The organism is Paracoccus sp. NBH48 (genome assembly GCF_015390265.1).
GTDB lineage: Bacteria > Pseudomonadota > Alphaproteobacteria > Rhodobacterales > Rhodobacteraceae > Paracoccus > Paracoccus marcusii.
The window spans coordinates 141,570-167,272 of the sequence record NZ_VUOJ01000005.1; the positions used below are offsets into that span (position 1 = coordinate 141,570).

The following is a 25,703-nucleotide window of genomic DNA, read 5'->3' on the forward strand; positions in this document are numbered from 1 at the left end:
GACGGCCGGGCGTCGATGCAGGTCAGACGCCGAACCAGCCCGCGCGGGCCAGCTGGCCGGTGATCTTGTCCGGCACGCGTTCGGCCAGCCACTCCACCAGCAGAGCCAGCCGGTCGTGATCCAGGCCGGTGTCGATCCCCTCGCGGTGCAGCAGGTAATGCACGTCCTCGGTCGCGATGTTGCCGGTGGCGCGGGGCGCGAAGGGACAGCCGCCAAGCCCCCCGATGGACGCATCGATGATGCCGGCGCCGCGTTCCAGCGCCGTCATCAGGTTGGCATAGCCGGTGTTGCGCGTGTTGTGCAGGTGCACGCCCCAGGCAATGCCGTCCAGCGCGTCGCGGCAGGCGTCATGGACCCGCGCGATGTCGCGGGGGGCGGCGACGCCGATCGTGTCGGCCAGCACGATCCGGTCGGCACCCGCCCCGCGCAGCGCCTCTGCCATCTGCGCGATCCGCGCGGGCGCGATCTCTCCCTCGAATGGGCAGCCATAGGCGGTGGCGATCACGCCGGTCAGCTGCCGCCCGGCCTGGCCGACCATCGGCGCCACGGCGGCAAAGGCCGCCAGGCTGTCGTCGCTGCCCATGTTCTGGTTGCGCCGGCAGAACGTGTCCGACGCGACGACCGCAAAGCGCAGTTCGCGCACCCCGGTCGCCAGGGCCCGTTCGGCCCCCCTGCGGTTCAGGACCAGGGCCGACAGCTGGACCGCCGGCAGGGGCGGCAGCGCCTCCAGCACCGCCTCGGCATCCGCCATCTGCGGGACGCGGGCCGGGTTCACCATGCTGACCGCCTCGATCTGGCGCAGCCCCGCGGCTGCCAGTTCGGCGATCAGATGCGCCCGCTCCTGGACCGAGAACAGGCGCGGCAGGTTCTGCAGCCCGTCGCGTGGGCCGACCTCGCAGATCGTGACGCTCATATCACGCCCCGCGCCTTGAGATCCTCGATCGTCTCCTCGCCAAGGCCGATCCGGGCATAGATCTCGGCGTTGTGCGCGCCCACCTCCTGCGGGCCCAGCCAGGCGATGTCGCCGGGCGTCTCGGACAGGACCGGGAAGACGCCGGGAACGGTGATCGTGCCGAAATCGTCGTCGTGATAGTCACGCACCATGCCGCGTTCGCGGAAATGCGGGTCCTGGACCACCTCGGCGATCGAGTTGATCGGGCCGAAGACCACACCGAACTGTTCCAGCCGCGCGGTCAGGTCGGCCACGTCCAGCGACGCGGACCAGGTCGCGATCATCGAATCCAGCAGCTCCGCGTTCTCGCCCCGCGCGATATGGGTCACGAAGCGCGGATCGTCCGCCAGATGCGGCTGGCCCATCGCCTGCGTCAGACGGCGGAACATCGCATCCACATTGGCCGCGATCACCACATAGGTCCCGTCCCTGGCCGGATAGATGTTCGACGGCGCGATCTTGGCAAGCCCGGTGCCGGACGGCTGGCGGACCTCTCCGGCCTTGGAATATTCCGTGACCGTGCTTTCCAGCATCGCAAAGCAGCTTTCGGTGATGGCCGCGTCCACCACCTGGCCGCGCCCGCCGTTCCGGTCACGGTGATACAGTGCCATCATCATCCCCTCGAACGCGAACAGCGCCGTCAGCGTATCACCAAGCGAGATGCCATAGCGCGGCGGCGGCATGTCCGGATAGCCGTTGATATAGCGCAGCCCCGACATCGCCTCGCCCACCGACGCAAAGCCGGGTCGCGCCGCATAGGGGCCGGTCTGGCCAAAGCCCGAGACCCGCACGATCACCAGCCCGGGGTTCAGGGCGTGCAGCTGCTCCGGGCTCATGCCCCACCGTTCCAGGGTGCCGGGCTTGAAGTTCTCGATCAGGACATCGGCCTGCGCGATCAGCGACCGCGCCAGCTCCTGCCCCTCGGCGGCACGCAGGTTGATCGAGACGGATTTCTTGTTGCGTGCCATGATCGGCCACCACAGCGTCTTGCCCTCGTGCTGCAGGCGGCCCCAGCTGCGGATGGGATCGCCGCTGCCCGGCGCCTCGACCTTGATGACCTCGGCCCCGAAATCGGCGCAGCGGCTGCCGACGAACGGTCCCGCCAAAAGCTGCCCCATCTCGACGACCCGCAGGCCCTGCAGCGGCCCGAACGGTGCTTTCCCTGTCATCGCCATCCCTCCCTGATGCGTTCATGACGGGTTTAATCCGCGCAGCCTAAAATTTGTATCCATTTTTTATGACTGAAGATCGATTTTCTATGGTTCCAGTGAAGCATGCCGGCTTTCCTGCACTCATTGCCGGGGATTGTAATGCCCCCGACCAGATGATGAACTTCACCCCAGCAGCACGTGGCGGAAGGGTTCGAGATGCAGCCGGAATCAGCGGAAAGTGCGTCCAGGCGGGCCTATCGCGAACTGCGTCAGGCGATCCTGGAGCGACGCCTGCCGTCCGACCGCAAGGTGACCGAGGTCGGGCTGGCCGAGGACCTGGGCATCTCGCGCACGCCCATCCGCGAGGCGATCAAGCGGCTGCTGCTGGAGGGACTGCTAGAGCGTCGCAAGGGGCAGGGGCTGTGGTGCGTGGTCCCCGACGCCGACGAGGTCCGCGAGATCTTCGAACTGCGGTTGCGGCTGGAATCCTATGCCGCCGCCAAGGCCGCCGAACGCGCGACGCCCGCCCAGATCGAGGCGCTGACCGCCTCCGCCCACCGCATGCAGGCGCTGGCGCAGGTCACCGAGGACAGCGAGGCCCTGATCGCCGGCATCGACCAGGAAAACGCCCGGTTCCACGCGCTGATTGCCGAGGCGACGCAGTCCCCCAGGCTGATGCACCTGATCCGCGCGACGGTCGACGTGGCGCTGGTCACGCGCACCTTCCGCCGCTTCACGCCCCAGCAGCGGCGCCGTTCGGCCCAGCATCACCTGGAGATCGCCGCCGCCATCGCCGCCGGCAAGCCGCACTGGGCCGAACGCATGATGCAGGTCCACATCCTGTCCGCCGAGGATACGATGGACAGCGATCCCGCCCCGGACGCGTCCGCCGAAAGCCTGTTCCAGGCTGGCGGCCATGACTGATCGCACCCGACCAACCATCGGAACGCGGCCATCTGCGGTGCCGGTATCCCGCCGGATTTGCGGCACATGAACTGGTTGCCGGCGGGCCCGCACGCAACGTCCCGATCAAAGGCGATGGCATGAGATTTCGCCTTGCCGAACCTTCCGATGCCCCGATGCTTGCCGCCATCTCGATCGAGGTCTGGCTGGGCACATACATCCGTCGCGGCGTCAGCGACGCTTTTGCCACCTACGCCCTGACACAGTTCACCCCCGCAAGGCTGGCCGCGGTGATCGGCGACCCGGACGAACATGTCATCGTCTCTCAGAACGACGACGGGCCGGACGCGTTCATCCGCATCAGCAGTGGAAAGGCGGCGCCCGTCGCTGGCTGCTCCACGACCGAGATATCCACCCTCTATGTCCAGCCGCGGCACCAAGGCCGCGGTCTGGGTCGGGCGCTTCTCCACCAGGGGTTGGATCACGTGGCGGGCAAGGGCGCCGGTTCGGTCTGGCTGACCACGAATGCCGAGAACGCCCCGGCGATCGCCTTCTATCAAGGGAACGGGTTCGACAGGGTCGGCACCACGGCGTTCCGGATCGCCGATCAGGCCTATCCGAACGCCGTGTTCAGCCGCGCCACCGCCCGATAGGGCCACGACACCGCGGCGCGCCGGACGGGAATGCCGCCGGGGTGGATTGCCGCGGTCATGCCGTCCGTCCGAACGGTATTTGCTGCATTTGAGCGTGGCCGGGGCGCGTAGCGGCTGGACCGGATCGTTCCGGTCCTGTACCGTTCTCTCCTAAGTTGAAGCACCATGTACCATTTCATCCCGAAGATTTGCAGCCATCGGAGCGTTTGACGATGTTCGACCTCGAAGCCCCCGACGATCTGGTTCTTGTTCAGGACGCGATCCTGGTGCCACCGCCCGTTGACGGGCGGGGCCGCCAGCAGGCGTCGGGCGTTCTGACACCCGACGGGCGGATGGTCGAAAACTCGATCAGCTGGTCGAACAGCCGAGAGCCCGTGAATGCCGCCCCCGCCATGCCGGACACGGTCGAAACCCTGTCCGGCTGCTGGATGTTCGGGGGGACGCTGTACGGCCATTTCGGCCATTTCATCACCGAAAGCTTTGCCCGTGCATGGGCGTTGGACGCGCTGCGGGGCCAGATCGATGGCGTGCTGTTCACGCCCAAGCAAAGCTCGGCCAACCTGGAACCGATGCTCAAGGCCCTGCGGCCGCTGATGGATTCGCTGGGACTGGATGTGCCGGTCCGCTGCGTCACCACGCCCACCCGGGTCGAGCGTCTGCACGTGCCGCGCCAAGGCGTCGGCATGGGCGATCTGACCGTCGGCAGCGCCAAGTTCCGCGACTTTGTCGGCGCGCATGCCGGCGCGGGGATCGACCCGGCGGGGCCCGAACGGATCTATGTCTCGCGCAGCCTGCTGCCCGCGCAGCGCGGCGGCCTGATCGCCGAAAGCCTGCTGGAAGGGTATCTGGCCCAGGAAGGCTATCAGATGTTCCATCCGCAAAAGCACCCGGCGGCGGTCCAGATCGCGCATTACAAGGCGGCGCGGGACATCATCACGGTCGACTGCTCTCCGCTGCACATGATGGCCTATGTCGGCAATGCCGCGCAGCGGGTGGCGATCCTGACCCGGCGCAGCATGGATTTTGCACCCGGCTTCGTGCGCCAGCTGCAGACCTTCACCGGCATGACCGCGTTCGAGATCAACACTTTGGAACGCGACTGGGTTCAGGGCGGCGCGCTGCGCCCCGGACGTGGGTCGTTCGGCGAGATGGACTTTCCGCGGACCTGGCGGATGCTGCGCGACCGGGGCATGATCAGCGGCGACACGCCATGGCCGGCACTGACCGACAGCCAGCGCGACGCGGATCTGCAGCGAATCGCCGACCTGCACGGACAGGCCTTCAACCCGTTGGACGAAAATCTGGAACGTCACGCCAGAAGAACGGCCAAGGCCTCGGCATGAGGGGCCATGATCTCTCGGCATCGGGCAGGTCCAGCCGGGTGTCGCCGGCCCGATGACCGGCAGCAACGTGTCCGACGGCTCGACCCCGGGGTCAGATGGCGCATCGGTGCCCGCGCCCATGGTCCTGACGCTGCCTGACACCCCGGACAGTCAGGTCGCCGCGGTCACGCTGCGGGGCCAGCGCGACCTTTCGCTCAGGGCGCATCCGCCCGGCACGGTTCTGTCCGCCGGGCCGGACGGGATCGATATTGTCCAGGGTACCAGCCTGCGATGCGTCCTGCCTGCGACGGCGTTGCTGCAGGCAGAGGCCATTCTGGTCGAAATATGCTTTTCACAGAAAGAGCCATCTCCGCACGGCACCCTGCTGTCATTGATCGATCAGAGCGGGCTGAGTTTGTCGTTCCGCGATATGGGAACCTATTGGGTTGCCAGGGTCGGAACCGCCCGGGTCGATTTCGCAAGCAAGCTGAACACGCGGCGGACGGTCTGCTTTGTATTGACGGCGTCCGGCCATCTGCTGACCTGTCATGACGATGGCCTGATCGAAGAGGCCGCAGCCTTCGATGCAATGCCGCTGTTGCAGATTCAACAGATTCACGCCGGTACCAAGGCCGCCGTGACACTTCATGATCTGACGCTTCAGGTTCTGAACGAAACCGAGATCGGTGCACTGCGCGACTGGCTTTCGTCCCGCCGGGGCGGTGCAGACGAAGCGGTGAGCGGATCACCGTTGCTGATTCATTTCAATGGCCAATCCTTGGCCCTTGGTCCCGATGTCCCGGCTGTCGACAAGCTTGCGCTGGCTGACATCGCCCGTCTGAATGTGCAAATGCTGAGCGGAATCCACACCGGGCCCGAGCGTCGCATCATTGAGCTGCAGGGCTTGCAGAAGCGCAGCGGTCCTGTTGCGCTGTCTGAGGCCGAGTTCACGCGTGTCAGGATATCCAAGCCGGTTCCGCCGGCCCTGCCAATGGCGCAGGCCCTGGTTGGACACGGGGATGAGGCAGAGGACGTTCAGCGTTTCGCGCCGATCAGCATTTCCGGAAATCCTGTCGCCGGTCAGTCGATCGCGCTGTTGGAGGACCCCGACGGGTTGGTCCGTCACAACATGGACATGATCATCGACGGCACGCACCTTGCGTATCTGCGGGAGGGGAGCGCGCCAGAGACGGTCGTCAATTTCTGGATCCAGGGAGAAGCCGACCGCCAGGCCGCGCCTGGTGTGTATCTGAACGCCTTGCAGGCGCACTGGAACCGCATCCGGGCCCGGCTGGACGATCTTTACCCCGCCGCGCGCAAGATGATCCTGTTGATGCAGACCGCGGGGTCGGACCAGTCGCATCACGGCAGCGACACGAACCATGCCGCCGCCGATCAACTGGCCTTCGTGGCCGGGCGCGACGATGCCGTGATGGTGGGGCCCATCTATCCCTCGGCCCTGTCCGACCGCGTGCACCCGGACCTGCATCATTCCCGCATCATGGGAGAGCTGGCGGCATGGGCCCTGCGAGAAACCATGGCAGGGCGCGGCTGGACGATCCCGCGCCCGACCGCACGGCGTCAGGGCGACCGGATCACGTTGCGCTTTGCCCTGCGCCCGGACGAAGCCCTGCGGGCCATCAGGCCTCGCCCTATGGCGGCCGGGGCATCGACGCGTTTCTGGGCGTCGAGGTCACCGGCGGCGGCACGATCACCGCGCTGGCCCTTGACGGCCATGATCTGCACCTGACCATCGACGGGCCGGTTACCGGCGTACGCTACGCGATGCAGCGCCAGAACATGCGGGTCGAGGGGAATGCCCATCCGGCCCGCCGCGGCCTGTTGCGCACGACGCTGTCGCGCCCGGCCGTTCACCTGCCGGGGACGATGCTGCACCGCTGGCTGCCAGGCTTCGAGATCGACGTCTAGACAGGCCGGCCTTGCGGGTCGGATCAGCTGTCTGAAATGTCATGAAAAGTCTAATGGTGGAGCCAAGGGGAATCGAACCCCTGACCTCTTGAATGCCATTCAAGCGCTCTACCAACTGAGCTATGGCCCCACCGTGAGGTCCGCGAAGCGCGTCTGCGCCGCCGCGTGTGGGGTCTATAGGAGGGGGCGCGGCGGGGTGCAAGCGGAAAATCGGCGGTGCCGTGCAGTTTCCGGAAATTCCCCCGGCTGGCCTGCGCGGCGCTCCGCATTGGTGCGCCGCAACGAAGAAGGCCGCGCCATTTCGGGCGCGGCCTTGGGTCTTATTCCTCTTCGTCGCCCGCGACATCGGCGATGTCGTCCAGCGACACGTCGCCGTCGTCGTCGTCCTCTTCCAGCAGGTCGTCGTCGATCTCGCCCGCGTCGTCGGCGATATCCTCTTCGTCGTCGACCAGTTCGTCGTCATCGTTCGCCGCGGCCGTCTTCTCGGTCACCAGCGTCTTGCCACGACCGTCGGTCAGGCTGGTCACCGTGAACGTGTTCCCGCAGGCCGGGCAGGTCATCGGATCTGCCTTCAGGTCGTAAAAGCGGGTGGCGCAATGCGGGCACAGGCGTTTGGTGCCCCATTCCTCTTTGGGCATGGTATTCTCCTTCAGCCGCGATTAGGGGAAATCGGGTGATCCCCTGCCACAGAGGCCAAGGGGTGTCAAAGGCTTTATCTGGCAGGCCAAGGCGGGCATGGCAAGCGGCGATCAGCAGATCATCATCGAAGAGGGGCTGGCGGTGCGTCTGCGGCGGTCGCCGCGCGCACGGCGGATGACCCTGCGCGTGCCCCGCGACGGGTCGGGCGCGGTGCTGACCCTGCCCGTGGGGGTACCCCTGGCCGAGGGGCAGGATTTCGCGCGGTCGCGCCGCGACTGGCTGCGCGCGGCGGTGGGCCGGCTGCCCCTGCGACAGGCGGCGGTGCCCGGCGCGGCCCTGCCGGTCGAGGGGCGGGCGCTGATCCTGACACCGGCGCCGGTGCGGCGCGCCCAGGTTCAGGACGACCGCCTGCTGATCCCCGAAGGACGCCCGGCGGGCGCCGTTGCGGCCGCCTGGCTGAAGCATCTGGCGATGCTGCGCCTGCGGGTGGCCTGCGACCGGTTCGCGGAGGCACTGGGGCGCCCCTATGCCGCCATCGCCCTGCGCGACACGCGGTCCCGGTGGGGCAGCTGCACCCATGACGGGCGGCTGATGTTCTCGTGGCGCCTGGCGATGGCGCCGCCGGCCGTGCTGGACTATGTCGCGGCGCATGAGGTCGCGCATCTGGCGCATATGGATCATTCGACCCGGTTCTGGGCCCAGGTCGAGGCGCTGATGCCCGGTCACGCCCCGCATCGGGCGTGGCTGCGCGCGCAGGGGGGCGATCTGATGCTGTGGCGGTTCCGCGATTGACGCAGCCCGGATTTGTGATCACATCATGGCCATGAGCCCGACCGACCCCACCGCCCATGAACGCCTGTATCGCAGCCTGCGCAGCCAGATCATGCTGGGGGAACTGCCGCCGGGCAAGGCGCTGACGCTGCGCGGCATCGCGCGCGATCACAACCTGTCGATGACCCCCGCGCGCGAGGCCGTGCGCCGCCTGGTCGCCGAAGGCGCGCTGACGCTGTCGGGATCGGGACGCGTGGCCACACCGGCCCTGTCCGACGACCGGATCGAGGAACTGGCCGCCCTGCGCGCGCTGATCGAGCCCGAACTGGCGGCCCGCGCCCTGCCACGGGCGCATTTCGCGCTGATCGACCGTCTGGCGGTGATGAACGGGCGGATCGCGGATGCCGTCGAGCGCCACGATGCCGTGGGTTATATCCGCTGCAACCTGGATTTTCACCGCATGCTGTATCTGCGGGCGCAGGCTCCTGCGATGCTGGCCATGCTGGAGACGATCTGGTTGCAGCTGGGACCGACGATGCGCGCGCTTTACGGTCGTGTGCGGCGCAACGAACCGCCGCGCCATCACCGCATGATCCTGGCCGCGCTGCGCGCCGGCGACGAGCCCGCGCTGCGCCTGGCGGTGCGGGCCGACGTGACGCATGGCCTGCGGCACCTGACCTCGACCGAGGGCGCCTGACGGCAATGTGACTTTGCCCGCGCGCCCCGCCGGGCATCATGGCATCCCGACCATAGGAGATGCCCGATGATCGACCGCCGTCAGCTGTTGCGAAGCCTGGCCATCGCCGCGCCGTCCGTGCTGGGCATCGGGGCGGTGGGGCAGGCGCTGGCCCAGGATGCCCGTGCCGCCCGGCTGATCGCCGCAAACGTCTGCCAGGTGACTCCGGCGACGACGCAGGGGCCGTTCTACTTCGATCCGCGCCTGATGCGCAGCGATATCCGTGACGGGCGCGCGGGCTATCCGCTGGCGCTGCGGTTGCAGGTGGTGGATGCGGCCTGCCGGCCCATCCAGGGCGCGCGGGTGGATGTCTGGCATTGCGACGCGCAGGGCAACTACAGCGGCTATCCCGGCCAGCAGCAGGGCGACCTGAGCGGAGAGACCTTCCTGCGCGGCGCGCAGGTGACCAACCAGGCCGGTCGGGCGGCGTTCCGCACCATTTGGCCCGGATGGTATCAGGGCCGCACGGCGCATGTGCATTTCAAGGTGCTGCTGGGGGAACGCGACCTGCTGACCGGTCAGATCTTCTTTCCCGACCGCTTCAGCCGTGCGGTCTTCGACCAGCTGCCCGATTACGCCCGCGACAGCACGCGGGGGCGGATTTTCAACGATCAGGACGGCATCGCGCGCCGCGCGGGGCAGGGCGCCTATGCCGAGGTCACGCAGGTCGAGGGCGGGTTCGAGGCCGCGATGGTCATCGGGCTGGCCGATGACCGCGGGGCGCTGTTGTCGCGGTCCTAGCCCTGCACGCCCGTCGGCGGCAGGCCCAGATTGCCGAACTGGACGTTGGGCAGGGCCGAGGGGATGACGCGGGTGTATTTCGTCCCCTCGATCGCCGCACCGGCGATCAGGCCCGACTGGCCGAAGATCATCGCCACGACCGGGAACTGGGCGCTGAACGTATCGGCACCCACCGCCATGCCGCCCGACGGCAGCGCGTAATAGGCGCCGGCGCCTGCGGTCCAGCCCGGTGCAGCACGGAACGCGGTCAGCGCCTGTTCGTCCTGGAAGATCAGCACATGCGCGTATTGCTGCGCGCCCGCCTGAAGCCCGACGGTGGCGCGGGTGGCCGAGTAATAGTCGACGGTCTGCCCGCCGATCCGCAGCGCGCCCTGGCCATAGGCGCCGCCAAAGCCAAGCGCGGCCTCGGTCATCAGGGGCATGTACAGCACGCCGCGGGCGTTCTGCAGCAGGGGTTGGGATGCGGGATAGGTGGTCACCAGATACTGGTGCGTCTGGTCGACGCGCGCATCCAGCTGGGCGGCCGCGTCGCTGCCGACCGCGTTGCTGCAGCCGGCAGCCAGCAGGGCCGCGCCCCCGGTCAGCAGCAGGTTGCGACGGGACAGGTGGATCGGGTGGGTCATGTGTCGCCTCGTGTCGGGGTGCGGGGCTCGTCTCGGCCCGTTGGCGCGCAAGATACGCCAGCCACCGGCGTCATGCCAGCATTTCGGCCACCGTCGGCGCAAAGTAGCTAAGCACCCCGTCGCAGCCCGCGCGGCGGAAGCCCAGCAGGCTTTCCACCATCGCGTCGCGCGACAGCCAGCCGTTGCGGATCGCCCCCTCGATCATCGCGTATTCGCCGCTGACCTGATAGGCGAAGGTGGGCGCGCCGAATTCGTCCTTCACGGCCCGGCAGATGTCCAGATAGGGCATGCCGGGTTTCACCATGACCATGTCCGCGCCCTCGGCCAGGTCGCGCGCGACGCAGCGGATCGCCTCGCCGCGGTTGGCGGGGTTGATCTGATAGGTCTTCTTGTCGCCCACCAGCCGGCCCGACGCACCCACCGCGTCGCGGAAGGGCCCGTAGAACGCGCTGGCGAATTTCGCCGCATAGGACAGGATCGCGACGTTCTTGTGGTCATGGCGTTCCAGGGCGGTGCGCAGGGCGGCGATGCGCCCGTCCATCATGTCGCTTGGCCCCAGGATGTCCGCGCCGCAATCGGCCTGGACCAGCGCCATGCGCACCAGCGCCTCGATGGTCTCGTCGTTCAGGATCTCTCCGTCCCGGACCAGCCCGTCATGGCCGTTGGCGTTATAGGGGTCCAGCGCGATGTCGGTCATCACGACCAGGTCGGGGACCTCCTCCTTGACCGCGCGGATGGCCAGGTTGCCGATATTGTCGGGATCCCATGCGCGGGCGCAGTCGTCGGTGCGGCTGGCCTGGTCGGAATGGGGAAAGATGCAGATCGCGGGGATGTTCAGCCGCGCCGCCCGTTCCGCCGCCCGGCGCGCGCCGTCCAGGGTCAGGCGTTCGACCCCGGGCATCGAGGCGATCTCGCCCTCGGCGCCGGCGACCTCGGTCACGAAGATCGGCCAGATCAGGTTGGCGGGGGTCAGGTTCCGTTCCGACACCATCGCGCGGATGTTGGCGTTGCGGCGCAACCGGCGCAGGCGGCCGGCGGGGAAGGGGGCGATGATGGGACTGGCCATGGGGGCCTCCTGTCTGGGGTGGGGCAACCGTGCCGCTTTTCCTTGGTTGAAACCCGTTCTAAGGTCGCGCGCAGACAAGGACAAGGAACTGCCCGTGCCGCAATTCGACAACCTGATCGGGCTTCTGGGCAGCCGGTCCTTTTCGACGATCTGGTTCTGGCTTGTGCTGATCGGCATGTGGTCGGTCGCCGGCCGCAGTGTGCTGGGCATCCCGACCGAGGTCCTGGCCCGCGCCCGGGCGTCGCTGGCGGGCGACGATGCGCAGGGACCGGCGGTCATCACGCTGCTGGACTGGCTGTCGCTGATCCTGCCCCGCTGGCAGCTGCGCCCGCGCGAGGGGGCGGCCTTTCTGGGCGTCACCAGCTTCCTGATGACCTCGCTGGCGGTGCTGGGGTTCGTCTTCTGGCTGGAGATGGCGCAGGCGCTGACGCTGCTCCTGCTGCCGTTCTGGGTGCTGTTCTGGATGCGGGTGCGCCTGGCACGGCGTCTGGTGCCGCTGGTCCATGCCGCGCAGGAGGGGCGCGCCCCCGTGTCGCAGGCGGCGGGCGATGCGGCCCGCGCGATGGTCTGGCACAAGCGCTTCGTGACGATCCTGTCGATGATCGCGGTCGCGGTGACGGCGTTGTGGGGGGCATTGTGGACGGTCCTGCATCCCGTGGGCTTCTGACCGGCTTGACTTCCCCGCGCAGCCGCTTAGGTCAGCATCCATGTCCGACAAGCTGATCCTGTCCGGTGCGCCCGAAGGCTATGACGCCGCGCTGATCGCGCGCGAGGCGGCGCGACCCGAGAACCGTGGCGCGCCCGTGATCCACGTGGCCCGCGACGACCGCCGCATGGAGGCGATGCGCCAGGCGCTGGCCTTCATGGCACCGCATCTGCCGGTGCTGGATTTTCCGGCCTGGGACACGACGCCCTATGACCGCATCTCTCCGGCACCCGAGGTTCAGGCCGCGCGCATGGCGACGCTGGCGGGGCTGGCGCAGGGGCGCATCAAGGGACCGTTCGTCCTGCTGACCACGCTGAACGCCGTGCTGCAGCGGGTACCGGCCCGCGATCTGGTCCGCGGCACCGCCTTCATCGCACGCGTGGGCGATCGCATCGACGAGGCCGCCCTGCGCGAGTTCCTGGTGCGCATGGGGTTCGCGCAGACCGCGACCGTGACCGACCCGGGCGATTACGCGATCCGCGGCGGCATCATCGACATCTATCCTCCAGGCACCACCGGGCCGATCCGCATGGACCTGTTCGGCGACGTGCTGGACGGCGCGCGGCGGTTCGATCCCGACACGCAGCGCACCACCGAAAAGCTGGACCGGATCGAGCTGGCGCCGATGTCCGAGGTCATCCTGGACGAACCCTCGATCACCCGGTTCCGGCAAAGCTATCGCACCGAATACGGCGGCGGGACCAGCGATCCGCTGTACGAAAGCGTCAGCGCGGGCCGCAAGACGGCCGGCATGGAACATTGGCTGCCGTGGTTTCACGTCCGGATGGAGAGCCTGTTCGACTATGCCCCCGGCGCGTCGGTGGTGCTGGACGATCACATCGGCCAGGTGATCGACGCCCGCCGCACGATGATCCGCGAACAGTTCGAGGCGCGTCGCGCCGCGATGGCTGCCAAGGGGCGGGCCGACACGGTCTATAAGCCCGTGCCACCCGACGCGATGTTTCCGACAGATGCCGAATGGGACGCCTGGCTGGCCCCGCACCGGGTGCTGCGCCTGTCGGTCCTGCAGCAGCCGCCCGGGCCGGGCGTGCTGGACGCGGGCGGCCGGCAGGGGCGCAACTTTGCCCCCGAACGCCAGGCCGAGCAGATCAACCTGTTCAGCGCGCTTGCCGATCACGTCAAGGCGCTGGCGCGCACCCACCGCGTCATCATCGCCAGCTTTTCCGATGGCGCACGCGAACGCCTGTCTGGTCTTCTGACGGACGAGGGGCTGGCCGGGGCCAAGCCCATCGCGGACATCCGCGACCTGCCGGACCAGCCGGGCAGCATCGGCCTGACCGTCTGGCCCTTGGACGAGGGTTTCGTGGCCGACGGCAGCGCCTTGGGGCGGCTGGCGGTGATCTCGGAACAGGATGTGCTGGGCGACCGGCTGATCCGTGGCGCCAAGAAACGGCGCAAGGCCGACAACTTCCTGAAGGACACCCAGACCCTGTCGCCGGGCGATCTGGTCGTGCATGTGGAACACGGCATCGGCCGATACACCGGCATCGAGACGATCATGGCGATGAAGGTGCCGCATGACTGCGTGGCGCTGGAATATGCAGGCGGCGACCGGCTGTTCGTGCCCGTCGAGAACATCGAGCTGCTGTCGCGGTACGGCCACGAGGAGGGCCTGCTGGACCGGCTTGGCGGCGGAGCCTGGCAGGCCCGCAAGGCCAAGCTGAAGGAAACGCATCAAGCTGATCGCCGACAAGCTGATGCGCGTCGCCGCCGAACGCCTGCTGCGTCCCGCCCCGGTGCTGGAACCCGACGACCACGACTGGCAGGCCTTTGCCGCGCGCTTCCCCTATAGCGAGACCGACGACCAGCTGTCCGCCATCGAGGACGTGGCCGGCGATCTGGCCATCGGCCGCCCGATGGACCGCCTGATCGTGGGCGACGTGGGGTTCGGCAAGACCGAGGTCGCCATGCGCGCGGCCTTCATCGCGGCCAGCCAGGGGATGCAGGTCGCCGTCGTGGCCCCCACGACCCTGCTGGCCCGCCAGCACTACCGCAGCTTCGTCGAAAGGTTTCGCGGCACCGCCATCACCGTCCGCCCGCTGTCGCGCTTTGTTAGCGCCAAGGACGCGTCGGCCACCCGCACCGGCCTGTCTGACGGCAGCGTGGACATCGTCGTGGGCACTCATGCAGTGCTGGCCAAAGGCGTGCGGTTCAAGAACCTGGGCCTGCTCATCATCGACGAGGAGCAGCATTTCGGCGTCGGCCACAAGGAGCGGCTCAAGGAGCTGCGCAGCGACATCCATGTGCTGACCCTGACCGCGACGCCCATTCCGCGCACGCTGCAGCTGTCGTTGACGGGGGTGCGCGACCTGTCGGTGATCGGCACGCCGCCGGTCGACCGCCTGGCGATCCGCACCTATGTCAGCGAATTCGACACCGTCACCATCCGCGAGGCGCTGCTGCGCGAGAAGTATCGCGGCGGGCAGTCGTTCTTTGTCGTGCCCCGCCTGACCGACCTGCCCGAGATCGAGCATTGGCTGACCGAGAACATGCCCGAGCTGTCCTATATTGTGGCGCATGGCCAGCTGGCGGCGGGCGACCTGGACAGCCGCATGAACGCCTTCTACGACGGCAGCCACGATGTGCTGCTGGCGACGACCATCGTCGAATCGGGGCTGGACATCCCAACCGCGAACACGATGATCGTCTGGCGCGCCGACATGTTCGGCCTGTCGCAGCTGTACCAGATCCGCGGTCGCGTGGGTCGTTCCAAGGCGCGGGCCTATGCGTACCTGACCACCAAGCCGCGTGCGCCGCTGACGCCGCAGGCGATGCGGCGGCTGAAGTTCCTGGGCAACATCGACGGCTTGGGCGCAGGCTTCAACCTGGCATCCCAGGACCTTGACCTGCGCGGTGCCGGCAACCTTCTGGGAGAGGAGCAGTCGGGCCACATCAAGGAGGTCGGGTTCGAGCTGTACCAGGCCATGCTGGAGGAGACGATCGCCAAGCTGAAATCCGGAGAGCTGGAGGGCACGCCCGAGGATGAATGGGCGCCGCAGCTGAACCTGGGCGTGCCGGTGACCATTCCCGACAGCTATATCCCCGATCTGGACGTGCGGCTGGGTCTGTACCGACGTCTGGCCGACCTGACGACCAAGGTCGAACTGGAGGGCTTTGCGGCGGAACTGATCGACCGCTTCGGCCCGCTGCCGCGCGAGGTCAACACCCTGCTGCTGGTGATCCGCATCAAGGCGATGGCGAAGCGCGCCAATATCGCCAAGCTGGACGTGGGCCCCAAGGGCATCACGGTCCAGTTCCATCAGGACAAGTTCCCCAACCCCGCCGGGCTGGTCGATTTCCTGTCCGACGAACGCGGCACCGCCAAGGTCACCGACAACAAGGTCGTGCTGAAGCGCGACTTTGCCACCGACGGCGAACGCATCAAGGGCGCCTTCGCCGTGGCACGCGATCTGGCGGCCAAGATCAAGGAAGGCCGCGCCGCCGCGAAAAAGGCCGCCACGTGACGGGCGGGCAGATCCGGTTCGACACCGGGCCCCTGGGCGACGGCACGCTGTTCCGCGCCCCGAAGGCGATCATCCGGGCGGACAGCGCGGCGGGCGTGGGCCCGGCCCTGGCCGCGATGCAGGCGGCGACCGAGCGGGGTTGCTGGCTGGCGGGGTATCTGTCCTATGAACTGGGGCACGCGCTGATCCCGCGGCTGGCCGGGCTGATGCCTGCGGACCGGCAGATGCCGCTGATCCTGATGGGGGTCTTTGACGGCCCGCACCCGGCGGATCCCCTGCCGTCGACTGACGGCGTCGCCATCGGCGCGGTGCGCCCCCTGTGGGATCGCGCGCGCTATGACGCGGCCATCGCGGCCGTGCACGGGCTGATCGAATCGGGCGACACCTATCAGATCAACCTGACATTCCCGCTGCAGGCCGAGGTCGAGGGAGATTCCCTGGCGATCTATGCCGCGCTGGCCGCCCGACAGCCGGTGGGCGAGGGGGCCTTTGTCGATCTGGGAGGGCCGGTCGTCCTGTCGCGCTCGCCCGAGCTGTTCTTTGCAGTCGATGCTGACAGGCGCATCACCACCCGCCCGATGAAGGGCACGGCCGCACGCGGCGACACCCCGGCAAATGACGCGCAGGCCGCGCAGGCGCTGCATGGATCGGCCAAGAACCGGGCCGAGAACCTGATGATCGTCGACCTGTTGCGCAACGACATCAGCCGCATCTGCCTGCCCGGCACCGTTCGCGTCCCGCAGCTGTTCCATGTCGAGACCTATGCCACCGTGCATCAGATGGTCTCGACAGTGCAGGGTCAGCTGGCCCCCGACGCGGGGCTGGCACAGATCCTGGCGGCGCTGTTTCCTTGCGGGTCGATCACCGGAGCGCCCAAGGTCCGGTCGATGCAGATCATTGCCGAACTGGAGGGCGCCGCGCGCGAGGTCTATTGCGGGGCCATTGGATGGGTCGATCCGGCGGGGCCGATGCGGTTCAACGTGGCGATCCGGTCGCCTTGGGTGGAAACGCCAGGGCGGTTGCGCCTGAATGTCGGCGGCGGCATCGTGCATGACAGCCAAGCCGGTTCCGAATGGGAGGAAGCACTGTGCAAGGCCGCATTCCTGGGCCGATCCCCGACGGCCTGACCGTCTTCGAGACCATGCGCGCCGAGGCAGACGGCCGTATCCCCCTGTGGCCGCGCCATCTGGCACGTCTGCGCCGCGGCTGCGCGACGACCGGGATCGCGCTGGACGAAGACAGCGTCACGGCGGCGTTGGCGGGGCTGCCGCGTGGTGCGGCTCTTCGGGCGCGGCTGTCGGTGGATCAGGGGGGGCAGGTCGCCCTGACCCATGCACCGCTGCCGCCGAACCCGGCGGTCTGGCGGGTGGTCCTGTCGGACATGCGCCTTGAGGCGAGCGACCCATGGTTGCGGATCAAGACATCGCATCGACCGATCTATGACGCCGCCCGCGCGGCGCTGCCCCCCGGCATCGACGAGGGGTTGCTGAGGAACGCCGACGGGGAGCCGTGCGAGGGCACGATCACCAACATCTTCCTGCGCCGCGATGGTCGCCTGCTGACGCCGCCGTCGCGAAGCGGGTTGCTGCCGGGCGTCCTGCGCGAGACGCTGCTGGCCGATGGTCGGGCACAGGAGGCCGTGCTGACGGTGGCGGATCTGCAGCAGGGCCAGCTTTACTGCGGCAATGCCTTGCGCGGCTTGATCCCGGCACGGCTGATTACACCTTGATCGGGAGCGGGGCGGACCCCCATTGAGGGGGCCCGCCCCGCGCGGGGGGCGTCGCCCCCGCATCCCTTGTCGCGATCGTCGGTTCTGGTTCATGGGCCGCGGCGTTCAGGAACGCCGGCCCATGACGAAAAAGGCCCCGCCGTGGTGGCGGGGCCTTTCGCGCTTATTCAGCAGTCAGCAAGGGTGTCTTGGACTTGCCGATCCGTGGGGCATCGGGGCCGGTGATGTCGAAGGCCGGCTTGTCGTCCTCGATCTTGACGCGCACCACGCCGCCCTTGGTCAGGCGGCCGAACAGCAGTTCCTCGGCCAGGGGCTTCTTGATGCTTTCCTGAATCACGCGGCCCAGGGGGCGGGCGCCCATGCGGTCGTCGTATCCCTTTTCGGCCAGCCAGTTTGCAGCCTCGGGTGTCAGTTCGATATGGACGTTGCGGTCCATCAGCTGCGCTTCCAGTTGCAGGACGAACTTCTCTACGACGTGGACCACGACGTCGCGCGACAGCGGCGCGAAGGAGATGATCGCATCCAGACGGTTGCGGAACTCGGGCGTGAAGGTTCGCTCGATCGCGGCCGTATCCTCGCCCTCGCGCCGGTCGCGTCCAAAGCCGATCGCGGCCTTGGCCTGATCCGCGGCGCCCGCATTCGAGGTCATGATCAGGATCACGTTGCGGAAATCGACGGTCCGCCCGTTATGGTCGGTCAGGCGACCCGCATCCATGATCTGCAGCAGGATGTTGAATACATCCGGATGCGCCTTCTCGATCTCGTCCAGCAGCAGCACGCAATGCGGGTGCTGATCCACGCCGTCGGTCAGCAGGCCGCCCTGGTCAAAGCCGACATAGCCTGGAGGCGCGCCAATCAGGCGGCTGACGGCATGCTTCTCCATATACTCCGACATGTCGAAGCGGATCAGTTCGACCCCCAGGCTGGAGGCGAGCTGCTTGGCCACCTCGGTCTTGCCGACGCCGGTCGGGCCCGCGAACAGGTAGTTGCCGATGGGCTTCTCCGGCTCGCGCAGGCCCGCACGGGCCAGCTTGATGGCGCTGGACAGCATCTCGATGGCATTGTCCTGACCAAACACGACGCGCTTCAGACCGGCATCCAGATCGCGCAGGACCTCGGCGTCGTTCTTGCTGACGTTCTTGGGCGGGATGCGTGCGATCTTGGCCACGACGGCCTCGATCTCCTTGGGGCTGATCGTCTTGCGGCGCTTGCTCTCGCTGACCAGATGCTGGGCGGCACCGGCCTCGTCGATGACGTCGATGGCGCTGTCCGGCAGCTTGCGGTCGTTGATGTAGCGCGCGGCCAGCTCCACCGCCGACTTGATCGCGTCATTGGTATAGCGCAGGTCGTGATGCGCCTCGAAATGCGGCTTCAGGCCCATCAGGATCTTGATGGTGTCCGGCACCGAAGGCTCGTTCACGTCGATCTTCTGGAACCGGCGGCTCAGCGCGCGGTCCTTCTCGAAGTGCTGGCGATATTCCTTGTAGGTCGTCGAGCCCATGCAGCGCAGCTTGCCGCCCGCCAACGCGGGTTTCAGCAGGTTCGACGCATCCATCGCCCCGCCCGAGGTCGCGCCCGCACCGATGACGGTGTGGATCTCGTCGATGAACAGGATCGCGTCGGGATGCGCCTCCAGTTCCTTGACGACGGCCTTCAGCCGCTCCTCGAAGTCGCCGCGATAGCGTGTGCCGGCCAGCAACGCGCCCATGTCCAGCGAGAAGATCGTCGCACCGGCCAGGACCTCGGGGGTCTCGCCGCGGGTGATCTTCAGCGCCAGGCCCTCGGCGATGGCGGTCTTGCCCACGCCCGGATCACCCACCAGAAGCGGGTTGTTCTTGCGCCGGCGGCACAGGACCTGAATGGCCCGCTCGACCTCGGATTCGCGTCCGATCAACGGGTCAACGTCGCCCTTCTTGGACTTGACGTTCAGATCGACGCAGTACTTGCCAAGCGCGGTCTCGTCCTTGGGGTCGGGGGCGGCCTCGGCCTTACTCTGCTCGACCGGCTCCTCCGATCCGACCACCTTGCGGGGCTCGTTGAAGGACGGGTTCTTGGCCACGCCATGGGCGATGAAGTTGACCGCGTCGTAACGGGTCATGTCCATCTCCTGCAGGAAGAAGGCCGCATTCGATTCGCGCTCGGCAAAGATCGCGACCAGCACGTTCGCGCCGGTGACCTCCTGCCGGCCCGAGCTTTGCACGTGGATCGCCGCGCGCTGGATGACGCGCTGGAACGCGGCCGTGGGCACGGCCTCTGAACCTTCGACGTCGGTGATCAGGGTCGACAGGTCATCCTCGATGAAATCGACCAGCGTCTTGCGCAGATCCTCAAGGTCCACGTTGCAGGCGCGCATGACCTTGACCGCATCGGGTTCCTCGGTCAGCGCCAGCAACAGGTGTTCCAGCGTCGCAAGCTCGTGTCGATGTTCGTTCGCCAGCGCAAGCGCCTGGTGAATGGCCTGTTCCAGGGAGGTCGAGAAACTTGGCACGGTCGTCTCCTGTCAGTCGGCTGGCGGTATGGGCTGTTCGCGGCCCACCTGCCCAGACTGTCACGGTAGGGTTAAGATTTGGTGGATTTCGTTCGGCTTCAAGTGATTTTTCAGACAGGTGCCACGATTTTCCCACGCTTGAGGCAGATGTGATGTCGCAAAGCCCGCATTTCAAGCGCGGGGCCGGCACGCCCCCGCGCGCCGATGCCGCAGGCCTCAGAAATCGTCCTTCATCCGGCGCAGGCGGGCAAAGACCTGCGCGTCGTCCGCCCCCGCCATCCCAAGCGCCGGTGCCAGCGCGGCGGGGCGCAGGAAGGGGTTCGTGGCGCGCTCCATCTCCAGCGTGGCGGGGGCACAAGGGATGCGCGCTTCGGCGATGGCCGACAGGCGGTCCTGCAGCGCCGCGTTGTCGGGATCGACCGACAGGGCAAAGGCGCCGTTGCCCGTGCAATAGTCGTGCCCCGAACAGATCAGCGTGTCGCCGGGCAGGGCGTTCAGCCGCGACAGGCTGTCCCACATCATCGCAGGGTCGCCCTCGAACAGGCGACCGCAGCCCAGGGCCATCAGGCTGTCGGCGGTGAAGGCCATCGCACTGTCCGGAAAATGAAACGCCACGTGGCCCACGGTATGGCCCGACACGTCGATCACGTGGACGGGTTCGCCCAGAACCTCCAGCGGCTCTCCGGGCGCGACGCTGACGTCCAGCGGCGGCAGGCGATGCGCATCGGCGGCGGCCCCGATGACCCGCGCACCGGTGGCGGCGACGATCTCCGGCACGGCCTGGATGTGGTCGTCGTGGTGATGGGTCAGCAGGATCGCGTCCAGCCCCCAGCCCCGCGCCTCCAGCTCGGTCAGGACCGGCATGGCCTCGGGCGCGTCGATCAGCACGGTGCCCGCGTCGGAATGCAGCAGATAGGCGTAGTTGTCCTTGAGACAGCGCAGCGTGACCAGTTCCAGCGGCATTGGCAAATCCTTGACCATGTGTTCACCTGAGCCTGTCAAAACCGGGACCCGCGCGCAATGCACCACGACATCGACCAGCTGCGACGGTTCTACTACCAGCGGGCGCTGGGGCGCGTGGTCCAGCGGATCCTGCGCGACCGGCTGACCGCGCGGTGGGACCCTGCGCGCAGCAGCGGCATGACCGTGGCGGGGTTCGGGTTCGCGGCGCCTATGCTGCGGCCCTATCTGCCGACCGCGCGGCGGGTGACCGCGCTGATGCCCGGCCCGCAGGGGGTGATGGGCTGGCCCGCGGGCATGCCCAACCATGCCGTCCTGTGCGACGAGACCGCATGGCCCATCCAGACCGGCAGCCTGGACCGGTTGGTCATGCTGCACGGGCTGGAGACCAGCGAGCATCCCCGCGAACTGCTGACCGAGGCATGGCGCTGCCTTGGGCCCGGCGGGCGGATGATGCTGATGGTGCCGAACCGGGCGGGCCTGTGGGCCGCGTCGGACCGCACGCCCTTCGGCTTTGGGCGGTCCTACACCACCGGTCAGATCGAGGCGCAGATGCGCCGCGCGGGGTTCCAGCCCGATTGGCACGGCAGCGCCATCTACATCCCGCCCTCGGACCGGCGATTCTGGCTGCGCAGCGCCCAGTTCTGGGAACGCACCGGCGCGCGGATCAGCCGGGTGCTGATCGCCGGCGTCATCATGGTCGAACTGTCCAAGCACGCCCGCGCGCCGGTCGGCCCCGGGGTGCGAATCCATGTGCCCAGTCCGCTGGAGATCCTGGACGGGGTGGCCCGTCCGCGTCCGCAAGCCGCCCCGACGGCCCGCGAAATCGACTGAAACCGGCCCCTGATGCGACATCCTGCCGCACGGTGCGCGGGCTCGGGATGCGGGGTGTTAGCGCTGTCCCCGTGGGGTTTCGCCGATCCTGCGCCGTTTGTCGCAAAGGCCCGCGTTTCAGGGCCCTGGACGGTTGCCGGGCGTCAAATCACCTGCTAGAGACGCCCCAGATTTGCGCGCGACCTTCCATCAGCCGCGCGACCGCGACCCGCACCCCGCGACAGACCAGGCAGCAGCCCGGCCCGCCAGCGGGGTTTGCGCAAACCGTAAAGGATGACCGTGGCCAACTCTGTTTCCATCTCCCAGAGCATCGCCGGACGCTATGCGCAGGCCGTCTTCGAGATCGCAAAGGAAAGCGGGGGCATGGACGCCCTGGCCACCCAGACCGACGATCTGAACGCCGCCCTGCACGACAGCGCCGAGCTGCGCGACCTGATCGCCAGCCCGATCTATTCCCGCGACCAGCAGGCGGCCGCGATCGGCGCGCTGTCGACCCGCATGGGCCTGTCGCCGGTGCTGGCCAACACGCTGCAGCTGATGGCGAAGAATCGCCGCCTGTTCGTGCTGCCGCAGCTGACCGCCCGCCTGGCGGAGCTGATCGCCACGGAGCGGGGCGAGGTCACCGCCGACGTCACCAGCGCCATCGCGCTGACCGATGCGCAGATGGACCGCCTGAAACAGACCCTGGCCGAGAAATCCGGCAAGACGGTCAAGCTGAACACGCGCGTCGATGAGACCCTCATCGGCGGCATGATTGTCAAGTTGGGCTCGCAGATGATCGACAGTTCGGTCCGCTCGAAGCTCGCTTCCCTGCAGAATGTCATGAAAGAGGTCGGATAATGGGAATCCAGGCTGCCGAAATTTCGGCGATCCTCAAGGAGCAGATCAAGAACTTCGGCCAGGACGCCGAAGTTGCCGAAGTTGGTCAGGTCCTGTCCGTCGGTGACGGCATCGCGCGCGTCTATGGTCTGGACAAGGTCCAAGCCGGCGAGATGGTCGAGTTCCCCGGCGGAATCCGCGGCATGGTGCTGAACCTCGAGACCGACAACGTCGGTATCGTGATCTTCGGCGACGACCGCTCGATCAAGGAAGGCGACACCGTCAAGCGCACGCGCTCGATCGTGGACGTTCCGGTCGGCAAGGCCCTGCTGGGTCGCGTCGTGGACGGCCTTGGCAACCCGATCGACGGCAAGGGCCCGATCGAGACGACCGAGCGCCGCATCGCCGACATGAAGGCCCCCGGCATCATGCCGCGCAAGTCGGTGCACGAGCCGATGGCGACCGGCCTGAAGTCGGTCGACGCCATGATCCCCGTCGGCCGCGGCCAGCGCGAGCTGATCATCGGCGACCGTCAGACCGGCAAGACCGCGATCGCGCTGGACACGATCCTGAACCAGATGAGCTACAACGGCCGCGAGGCCGAGGGCATGAAGACCCTGCACTGCATCTATGTCGCCGTCGGCCAGAAGCGCTCGACCGTGGCCCAGCTGGTCAAGAAGCTGGAAGAGACCGGCGCCATGGCCTACACCACCGTGGTGGCCGCGACCGCGTCCGACCCGGCGCCGATGCAGTTCCTGGCGCCCTATTCGGGCACCGCGATCGGTGAATACTTCCGCGACAACGGCAATGGACGCGCTGATCATCTATGACGATCTGTCCAAGCAGGCCGTAGCCTATCGCCAGATGTCGCTGCTGCTGCGCCGTCCGCCCGGACGCGAAGCATATCCGGGCGACGTCTTCTATCTGCACTCGCGCCTGCTGGAGCGTTCGGCCAAGCTGAACGAGGCCAACGGCTCGGGCTCGCTGACCGCGCTGCCGATCATCGAGACGCAGGCGGGCGACGTGTCGGCCTATATCCCGACCAACGTGATCTCGATCACCGACGGCCAGATCTTCCTGGAGACCGAACTGTTCTTCCAGGGCGTCCGCCCTGCCGTGAACACCGGTCTGTCGGTCAGCCGCGTGGGTTCGGCCGCCCAGACCAAGGCGATGAAATCCGTCGCGGGTCCGGTCAAGCTGGAACTGGCGCAGTATCGCGAGATGGCAGCCTTCGCGCAGTTCGGTTCGGATCTGGACGCCGCGACGCAGCGCCTGCTGAACCGCGGTTCGCGCCTGACCGAGCTGATGAAGCAGCCGCAGTACCGTCCCCTGACCAATGCCGAGATCGTCATCGTGATCTATGCCGGCACCAAGGGCTATATCGACAACGTGCCCGTGCGCGACGTCGTTGCCTGGGAAGACGGTCTGATCCACTTCCTGCGCGGCCAGAAGTCCGACCTGCTGGACGACATGACCCGCAACGACCGCAAGGTCAGCGGCGAGCTGGAAGCCTCGATCAAGGCGGCGCTGGACGAATACAACCGCACCCGCGCCTGAGGGGGGAATAGATGCCCAGTCTCAAGGATCTCAAGAACCGGATCGGAAGCGTCAAGAACACGCGGAAGATCACCAAGGCGATGCAGATGGTCGCCGCCGCGAAACTGCGCCGCGCGCAGGACGCGGCGGAAGCCGCGCGTCCCTATGCCGACCGCATGGCGGCCGTCATGGCCGGCCTGACCGCGAATGCGGCAGGCCAGTCCGGCGCGCCCCGCCTGCTGGCCGGAACGGGCGACGACAAGCGTCATCTGCTGGTTGTGATGACGGCGGAACGCGGCCTGGCCGGCGGCTTCAACAGCTCGATCGTGCGTCTGGCCCGCCAGCACGCCGACCGGCTGCGCGCCGAAGGCAAGGACGTCGCGATCCTGACCGTCGGCAAGAAGGGCCGCGAGCAGCTCAAGCGCGACTATGGCAGCCTGTTCGTGCACCATGTCGACCTCTCCGAGGTCAAGCGCATGGGCTATGATACGGCCCGTGCCATCGCCGACGAGGTGCTGACCCGCTTCGACACCGGCGATTTCGACGTGGCGACGATCTTCTACAACCGGTTCGAATCGGTGATCAGCCAGGTTCCGACCGCGCGCCAGATCATCCCCGCCGAAGTCCCCGAGGGCGCGTCCGAGACGAACGCCCTCTACGACTACGAACCGGGCGAGGAAGAACTGCTGGCCGATCTGCTGCCCCGTTCGGTGGCCACGCAGATCTTTGCGGCGCTTCTGGAGAATGCGGCGTCCGAGCAGGGCGCGCGGATGAGTGCCATGGACAACGCCACGCGCAACGCGGGCGACATGATCGACAGGCTGACGACGCAGTACAACCGCTCGCGTCAGGCTGCGATCACCACGGAGCTGATCGAAATCATTGCGGGCGCCGAGGGCGCTCTGACCGTAAAGCAAAGGTGACAACATGGCAGAGGCCACTGGTAAAATCACGCAGGTGATCGGCGCCGTCGTTGACCGTGCAGTTCGAAGACCGGCTTCCCGCGATTCTGAACGCGCTGGTAACCCAAAACAACGGCAAGACGCTGGTGCTGGAAGTTGCCCAGCATCTGGGCGAGAACACCGTCCGCACCATCGCCATGGACGCGACCGAAGGTCTGGTCCGCGGCGAGGTCGTGACCGACACCGGCAACCCGATCATGGTGCCTGTGGGCGACGTGACCCTGGGCCGCATCCTGAACGTCGTGGGCGAGCCCGTGGACGAGGGCGAAGCCCTGGCCACCAGCGAGACCCGCGCCATCCACCAGGCCGCCCCCGACTTCGCCGCGCAGGCGACCAGCTCGGAGATCCTGGTGACCGGCATCAAGGTCATCGACCTGCTGGCCCCTTATTCCAAGGGCGGCAAGATCGGCCTGTTCGGCGGCGCCGGTGTGGGCAAGACGGTTCTGATCATGGAACTGATCAACAACATCGCCAAGGTGCACTCGGGTTATTCGGTGTTCGCCGGCGTGGGTGAGCGCACCCGCGAGGGCAACGACCTGTACCACGAGATGGTCGAATCGGGCGTCATCGTTCCCGACAACCTGGTCGATTCGAAAGTGGCCCTGGTCTATGGCCAGATGAACGAGCCGCCGGGCGCCCGCATGCGCGTTGCCCTGACCGGTCTGACCCTGGCGGAGCAGTTCCGCGACGCGTCGGGC

At 67.5% G+C, this 25,703-nt stretch carries 21 protein-coding genes, 1 tRNA gene and 3 pseudogenes; 17 read left to right on the forward strand and 8 right to left on the reverse strand.

The genetic code is table 11. The annotated features are described in order from the left end of the window. Positions 1-22: 22 nt before the first annotated feature. Positions 23-913 (reverse strand): hydroxymethylglutaryl-CoA lyase, encoded by an 891-nt coding sequence (locus tag F1642_RS11920; protein ID WP_194886322.1) that lies wholly within the window; start codon positions 911-913, stop codon positions 23-25. After that, the gene (locus tag F1642_RS11925; protein ID WP_194886323.1) at positions 910-2,121 is read right to left on the reverse strand and encodes a CaiB/BaiF CoA-transferase family protein; all 1,212 of its coding nucleotides are present in this window, start codon (positions 2,119-2,121) and stop codon (positions 910-912) included. Before F1642_RS11925 ends, F1642_RS11920 begins: the two co-directional genes overlap by 4 nt. Before the next feature lie 198 nt (positions 2,122-2,319). Between F1642_RS11925 and F1642_RS11930 the strand changes: the two genes are divergently transcribed. The 5 genes from F1642_RS11930 to F1642_RS11950 all read left to right on the forward strand — a co-directional run bounded on the left by F1642_RS11930 (position 2,320) and on the right by F1642_RS11950 (position 6,910). Then, on the forward strand, positions 2,320-3,027 hold the full coding sequence (locus F1642_RS11930; protein ID WP_194886324.1) for a GntR family transcriptional regulator: 708 nt from the start codon (positions 2,320-2,322) through the stop codon (positions 3,025-3,027). A gap of 119 nt (positions 3,028-3,146) precedes the next feature. Beyond that, positions 3,147-3,659, forward strand: coding sequence for a GNAT family N-acetyltransferase (locus F1642_RS11935; protein ID WP_194886325.1), 513 nt, complete (start codon positions 3,147-3,149; stop codon positions 3,657-3,659). Positions 3,660-3,871: 212 nt separating this feature from the next. Then, positions 3,872-5,002, forward strand: coding sequence for a glycosyltransferase 61 family protein (locus F1642_RS11940; RefSeq protein ID WP_194886326.1), 1,131 nt, complete (start codon positions 3,872-3,874; stop codon positions 5,000-5,002). 118 nt (positions 5,003-5,120) lie between these two features. Beyond that, the gene (locus F1642_RS11945) at positions 5,121-6,731 is read left to right on the forward strand and encodes a hypothetical protein (RefSeq protein ID WP_194886327.1); all 1,611 of its coding nucleotides are present in this window, start codon (positions 5,121-5,123) and stop codon (positions 6,729-6,731) included. A gap of 35 nt (positions 6,732-6,766) precedes the next feature. Then, entirely contained in the window at positions 6,767-6,910 is a 144-nt protein-coding gene (locus F1642_RS11950; protein WP_194886328.1) for a hypothetical protein, read from the forward strand. A gap of 54 nt (positions 6,911-6,964) precedes the next feature. Here F1642_RS11950 and F1642_RS11955 read toward each other — a convergent pair. Further along, positions 6,965-7,040: transfer RNA gene (locus F1642_RS11955), tRNA-Ala, on the reverse strand. 190 nt (positions 7,041-7,230) lie between these two features. Beyond that, positions 7,231-7,548, reverse strand: a complete 318-nt coding sequence (locus F1642_RS11960) for an FYDLN acid domain-containing protein (RefSeq protein ID WP_045982970.1) — start codon at positions 7,546-7,548, stop codon at positions 7,231-7,233. A 97-nt stretch (positions 7,549-7,645) separates the two neighbouring features. On the opposite strand from F1642_RS11960, the gene F1642_RS11965 reads away from it, so the two are divergent. From F1642_RS11965 to F1642_RS11975, 3 genes are all read left to right on the forward strand, one after another. Beyond that, entirely contained in the window at positions 7,646-8,341 is a 696-nt protein-coding gene (locus F1642_RS11965; protein ID WP_194886329.1) for a M48 family metallopeptidase, read from the forward strand. Between the two features lie 31 nt (positions 8,342-8,372). Continuing rightward, positions 8,373-9,017 carry a GntR family transcriptional regulator gene (locus F1642_RS11970; RefSeq protein WP_084693866.1) on the forward strand — a complete coding sequence of 215 codons (645 nt, stop codon included), beginning with the start codon at positions 8,373-8,375 and terminating at the stop codon, positions 9,015-9,017. A 66-nt stretch (positions 9,018-9,083) separates the two neighbouring features. Continuing rightward, positions 9,084-9,797: an intradiol ring-cleavage dioxygenase gene (locus tag F1642_RS11975; protein WP_194886330.1), complete on the forward strand. Its 714-nt coding sequence runs from the start codon at positions 9,084-9,086 to the stop codon at positions 9,795-9,797. Here F1642_RS11975 and F1642_RS11980 read toward each other — a convergent pair. Together F1642_RS11980 and hemB are read right to left on the reverse strand one after the other, a co-directional pair. Then, complete coding sequence (locus tag F1642_RS11980) at positions 9,794-10,420, reverse strand: YSC84-related protein (protein ID WP_194886331.1); 627 nt, start codon at positions 10,418-10,420, stop codon at positions 9,794-9,796. The genes F1642_RS11975 and F1642_RS11980 overlap by 4 nt on opposite strands. A gap of 70 nt (positions 10,421-10,490) precedes the next feature. Continuing rightward, on the reverse strand, positions 10,491-11,486 hold the full coding sequence (hemB, locus tag F1642_RS11985; protein ID WP_194886332.1) for a porphobilinogen synthase: 996 nt from the start codon (positions 11,484-11,486) through the stop codon (positions 10,491-10,493). A gap of 94 nt (positions 11,487-11,580) precedes the next feature. Here hemB and F1642_RS11990 point away from each other — a divergent pair, with 94 nt between their 5' ends. The 4 genes and pseudogenes from F1642_RS11990 (at position 11,581) to F1642_RS12005 (ending at position 17,406) form a co-directional block, all read left to right on the forward strand. Further along, on the forward strand, positions 11,581-12,153 hold the full coding sequence (locus F1642_RS11990; protein WP_046001078.1) for a hypothetical protein: 573 nt from the start codon (positions 11,581-11,583) through the stop codon (positions 12,151-12,153). Between the two features lie 40 nt (positions 12,154-12,193). Further along, a pseudogene (gene mfd, locus F1642_RS11995) lies at positions 12,194-15,677 on the forward strand (transcription-repair coupling factor). Next, a complete protein-coding gene (locus tag F1642_RS12000; RefSeq protein WP_194886333.1) occupies positions 15,674-16,804 on the forward strand; it encodes an aminodeoxychorismate synthase component I in 1,131 nt (376 codons plus the stop codon). Before mfd ends, F1642_RS12000 begins: the two are co-directional and overlap by 4 nt. Next, complete coding sequence (locus tag F1642_RS12005) at positions 16,765-17,406, forward strand: aminotransferase class IV (protein ID WP_194886334.1); 642 nt, start codon at positions 16,765-16,767, stop codon at positions 17,404-17,406. Before F1642_RS12000 ends, F1642_RS12005 begins: the two co-directional genes overlap by 40 nt. 163 nt (positions 17,407-17,569) lie before the next feature. On the opposite strand, the gene clpA is transcribed toward F1642_RS12005, so the two are convergent. After that, positions 17,570-19,894, reverse strand: coding sequence for an ATP-dependent Clp protease ATP-binding subunit ClpA (gene clpA, locus F1642_RS12010; protein ID WP_127899013.1), 2,325 nt, complete (start codon positions 19,892-19,894; stop codon positions 17,570-17,572). Positions 19,895-20,110: 216 nt separating this feature from the next. Then, positions 20,111-20,857 (reverse strand): hydroxyacylglutathione hydrolase, encoded by a 747-nt coding sequence (gene gloB / locus F1642_RS12015; protein WP_194886335.1) that lies wholly within the window; start codon positions 20,855-20,857, stop codon positions 20,111-20,113. A gap of 57 nt (positions 20,858-20,914) precedes the next feature. Between gloB and F1642_RS12020 the strand changes: the two genes are divergently transcribed. The 5 genes and pseudogenes from F1642_RS12020 to F1642_RS12040 all read left to right on the forward strand — a co-directional run. Further along, positions 20,915-21,688, forward strand: a complete 774-nt coding sequence (locus F1642_RS12020; protein WP_046001073.1) for a methyltransferase domain-containing protein — start codon at positions 20,915-20,917, stop codon at positions 21,686-21,688. Positions 21,689-21,961: 273 nt separating this feature from the next. After that, entirely contained in the window at positions 21,962-22,528 is a 567-nt protein-coding gene (locus F1642_RS12025) for a F0F1 ATP synthase subunit delta (protein WP_045982959.1), read from the forward strand. Further along, positions 22,528-24,064: pseudogene (gene atpA, locus F1642_RS12030) on the forward strand (F0F1 ATP synthase subunit alpha). The gene F1642_RS12025 and the pseudogene atpA overlap by 1 nt, the downstream one beginning before the upstream one ends. A gap of 11 nt (positions 24,065-24,075) precedes the next feature. Beyond that, the gene (locus tag F1642_RS12035) at positions 24,076-24,966 is read left to right on the forward strand and encodes a F0F1 ATP synthase subunit gamma (protein WP_194886336.1); all 891 of its coding nucleotides are present in this window, start codon (positions 24,076-24,078) and stop codon (positions 24,964-24,966) included. Between the two features lie 4 nt (positions 24,967-24,970). Then, positions 24,971-25,703 (forward strand): annotated as a pseudogene (locus tag F1642_RS12040) (F0F1 ATP synthase subunit beta); the annotation flags it as partial.

What these genes read in the sequence shown, in the direction of transcription:
- F1642_RS12025 (WP_045982959.1), top strand. Translation starts at nt 21,962, where the DNA reads ATGACCGTGGCCAACTCTGTTTCCATCTCCCAGAGCATCGCCGGACGC.
- F1642_RS11975 (WP_194886330.1), top strand. Translation starts at nt 9,084, where the DNA reads ATGATCGACCGCCGTCAGCTGTTGCGAAGCCTGGCCATCGCCGCGCCG.
- F1642_RS11940 (WP_194886326.1), top strand. Translation starts at nt 3,872, where the DNA reads ATGTTCGACCTCGAAGCCCCCGACGATCTGGTTCTTGTTCAGGACGCG.
- F1642_RS11925 (WP_194886323.1), bottom strand. Translation starts at nt 2,121, where the DNA reads ATGACAGGGAAAGCACCGTTCGGGCCGCTGCAGGGCCTGCGGGTCGTC.
- F1642_RS11980 (WP_194886331.1), bottom strand. Translation starts at nt 10,420, where the DNA reads ATGACCCACCCGATCCACCTGTCCCGTCGCAACCTGCTGCTGACCGGG.
- F1642_RS11935 (WP_194886325.1), top strand. Translation starts at nt 3,147, where the DNA reads ATGAGATTTCGCCTTGCCGAACCTTCCGATGCCCCGATGCTTGCCGCC.
- F1642_RS11930 (WP_194886324.1), top strand. Translation starts at nt 2,320, where the DNA reads ATGCAGCCGGAATCAGCGGAAAGTGCGTCCAGGCGGGCCTATCGCGAA.
- F1642_RS12020 (WP_046001073.1), top strand. Translation starts at nt 20,915, where the DNA reads ATGCACCACGACATCGACCAGCTGCGACGGTTCTACTACCAGCGGGCG.
- F1642_RS11920 (WP_194886322.1), bottom strand. Translation starts at nt 913, where the DNA reads ATGAGCGTCACGATCTGCGAGGTCGGCCCACGCGACGGGCTGCAGAAC.
- F1642_RS11970 (WP_084693866.1), top strand. Translation starts at nt 8,373, where the DNA reads ATGAGCCCGACCGACCCCACCGCCCATGAACGCCTGTATCGCAGCCTG.
- gloB (WP_194886335.1), bottom strand. Translation starts at nt 20,857, where the DNA reads ATGCCGCTGGAACTGGTCACGCTGCGCTGTCTCAAGGACAACTACGCC.
- F1642_RS11965 (WP_194886329.1), top strand. Translation starts at nt 7,646, where the DNA reads ATGGCAAGCGGCGATCAGCAGATCATCATCGAAGAGGGGCTGGCGGTG.
- F1642_RS11945 (WP_194886327.1), top strand. Translation starts at nt 5,121, where the DNA reads ATGGTCCTGACGCTGCCTGACACCCCGGACAGTCAGGTCGCCGCGGTC.
- F1642_RS12035 (WP_194886336.1), top strand. Translation starts at nt 24,076, where the DNA reads ATGCCCAGTCTCAAGGATCTCAAGAACCGGATCGGAAGCGTCAAGAAC.
- hemB (WP_194886332.1), bottom strand. Translation starts at nt 11,486, where the DNA reads ATGGCCAGTCCCATCATCGCCCCCTTCCCCGCCGGCCGCCTGCGCCGG.
- F1642_RS11960 (WP_045982970.1), bottom strand. Translation starts at nt 7,548, where the DNA reads ATGCCCAAAGAGGAATGGGGCACCAAACGCCTGTGCCCGCATTGCGCC.
- F1642_RS11950 (WP_194886328.1), top strand. Translation starts at nt 6,767, where the DNA reads ATGCAGCGCCAGAACATGCGGGTCGAGGGGAATGCCCATCCGGCCCGC.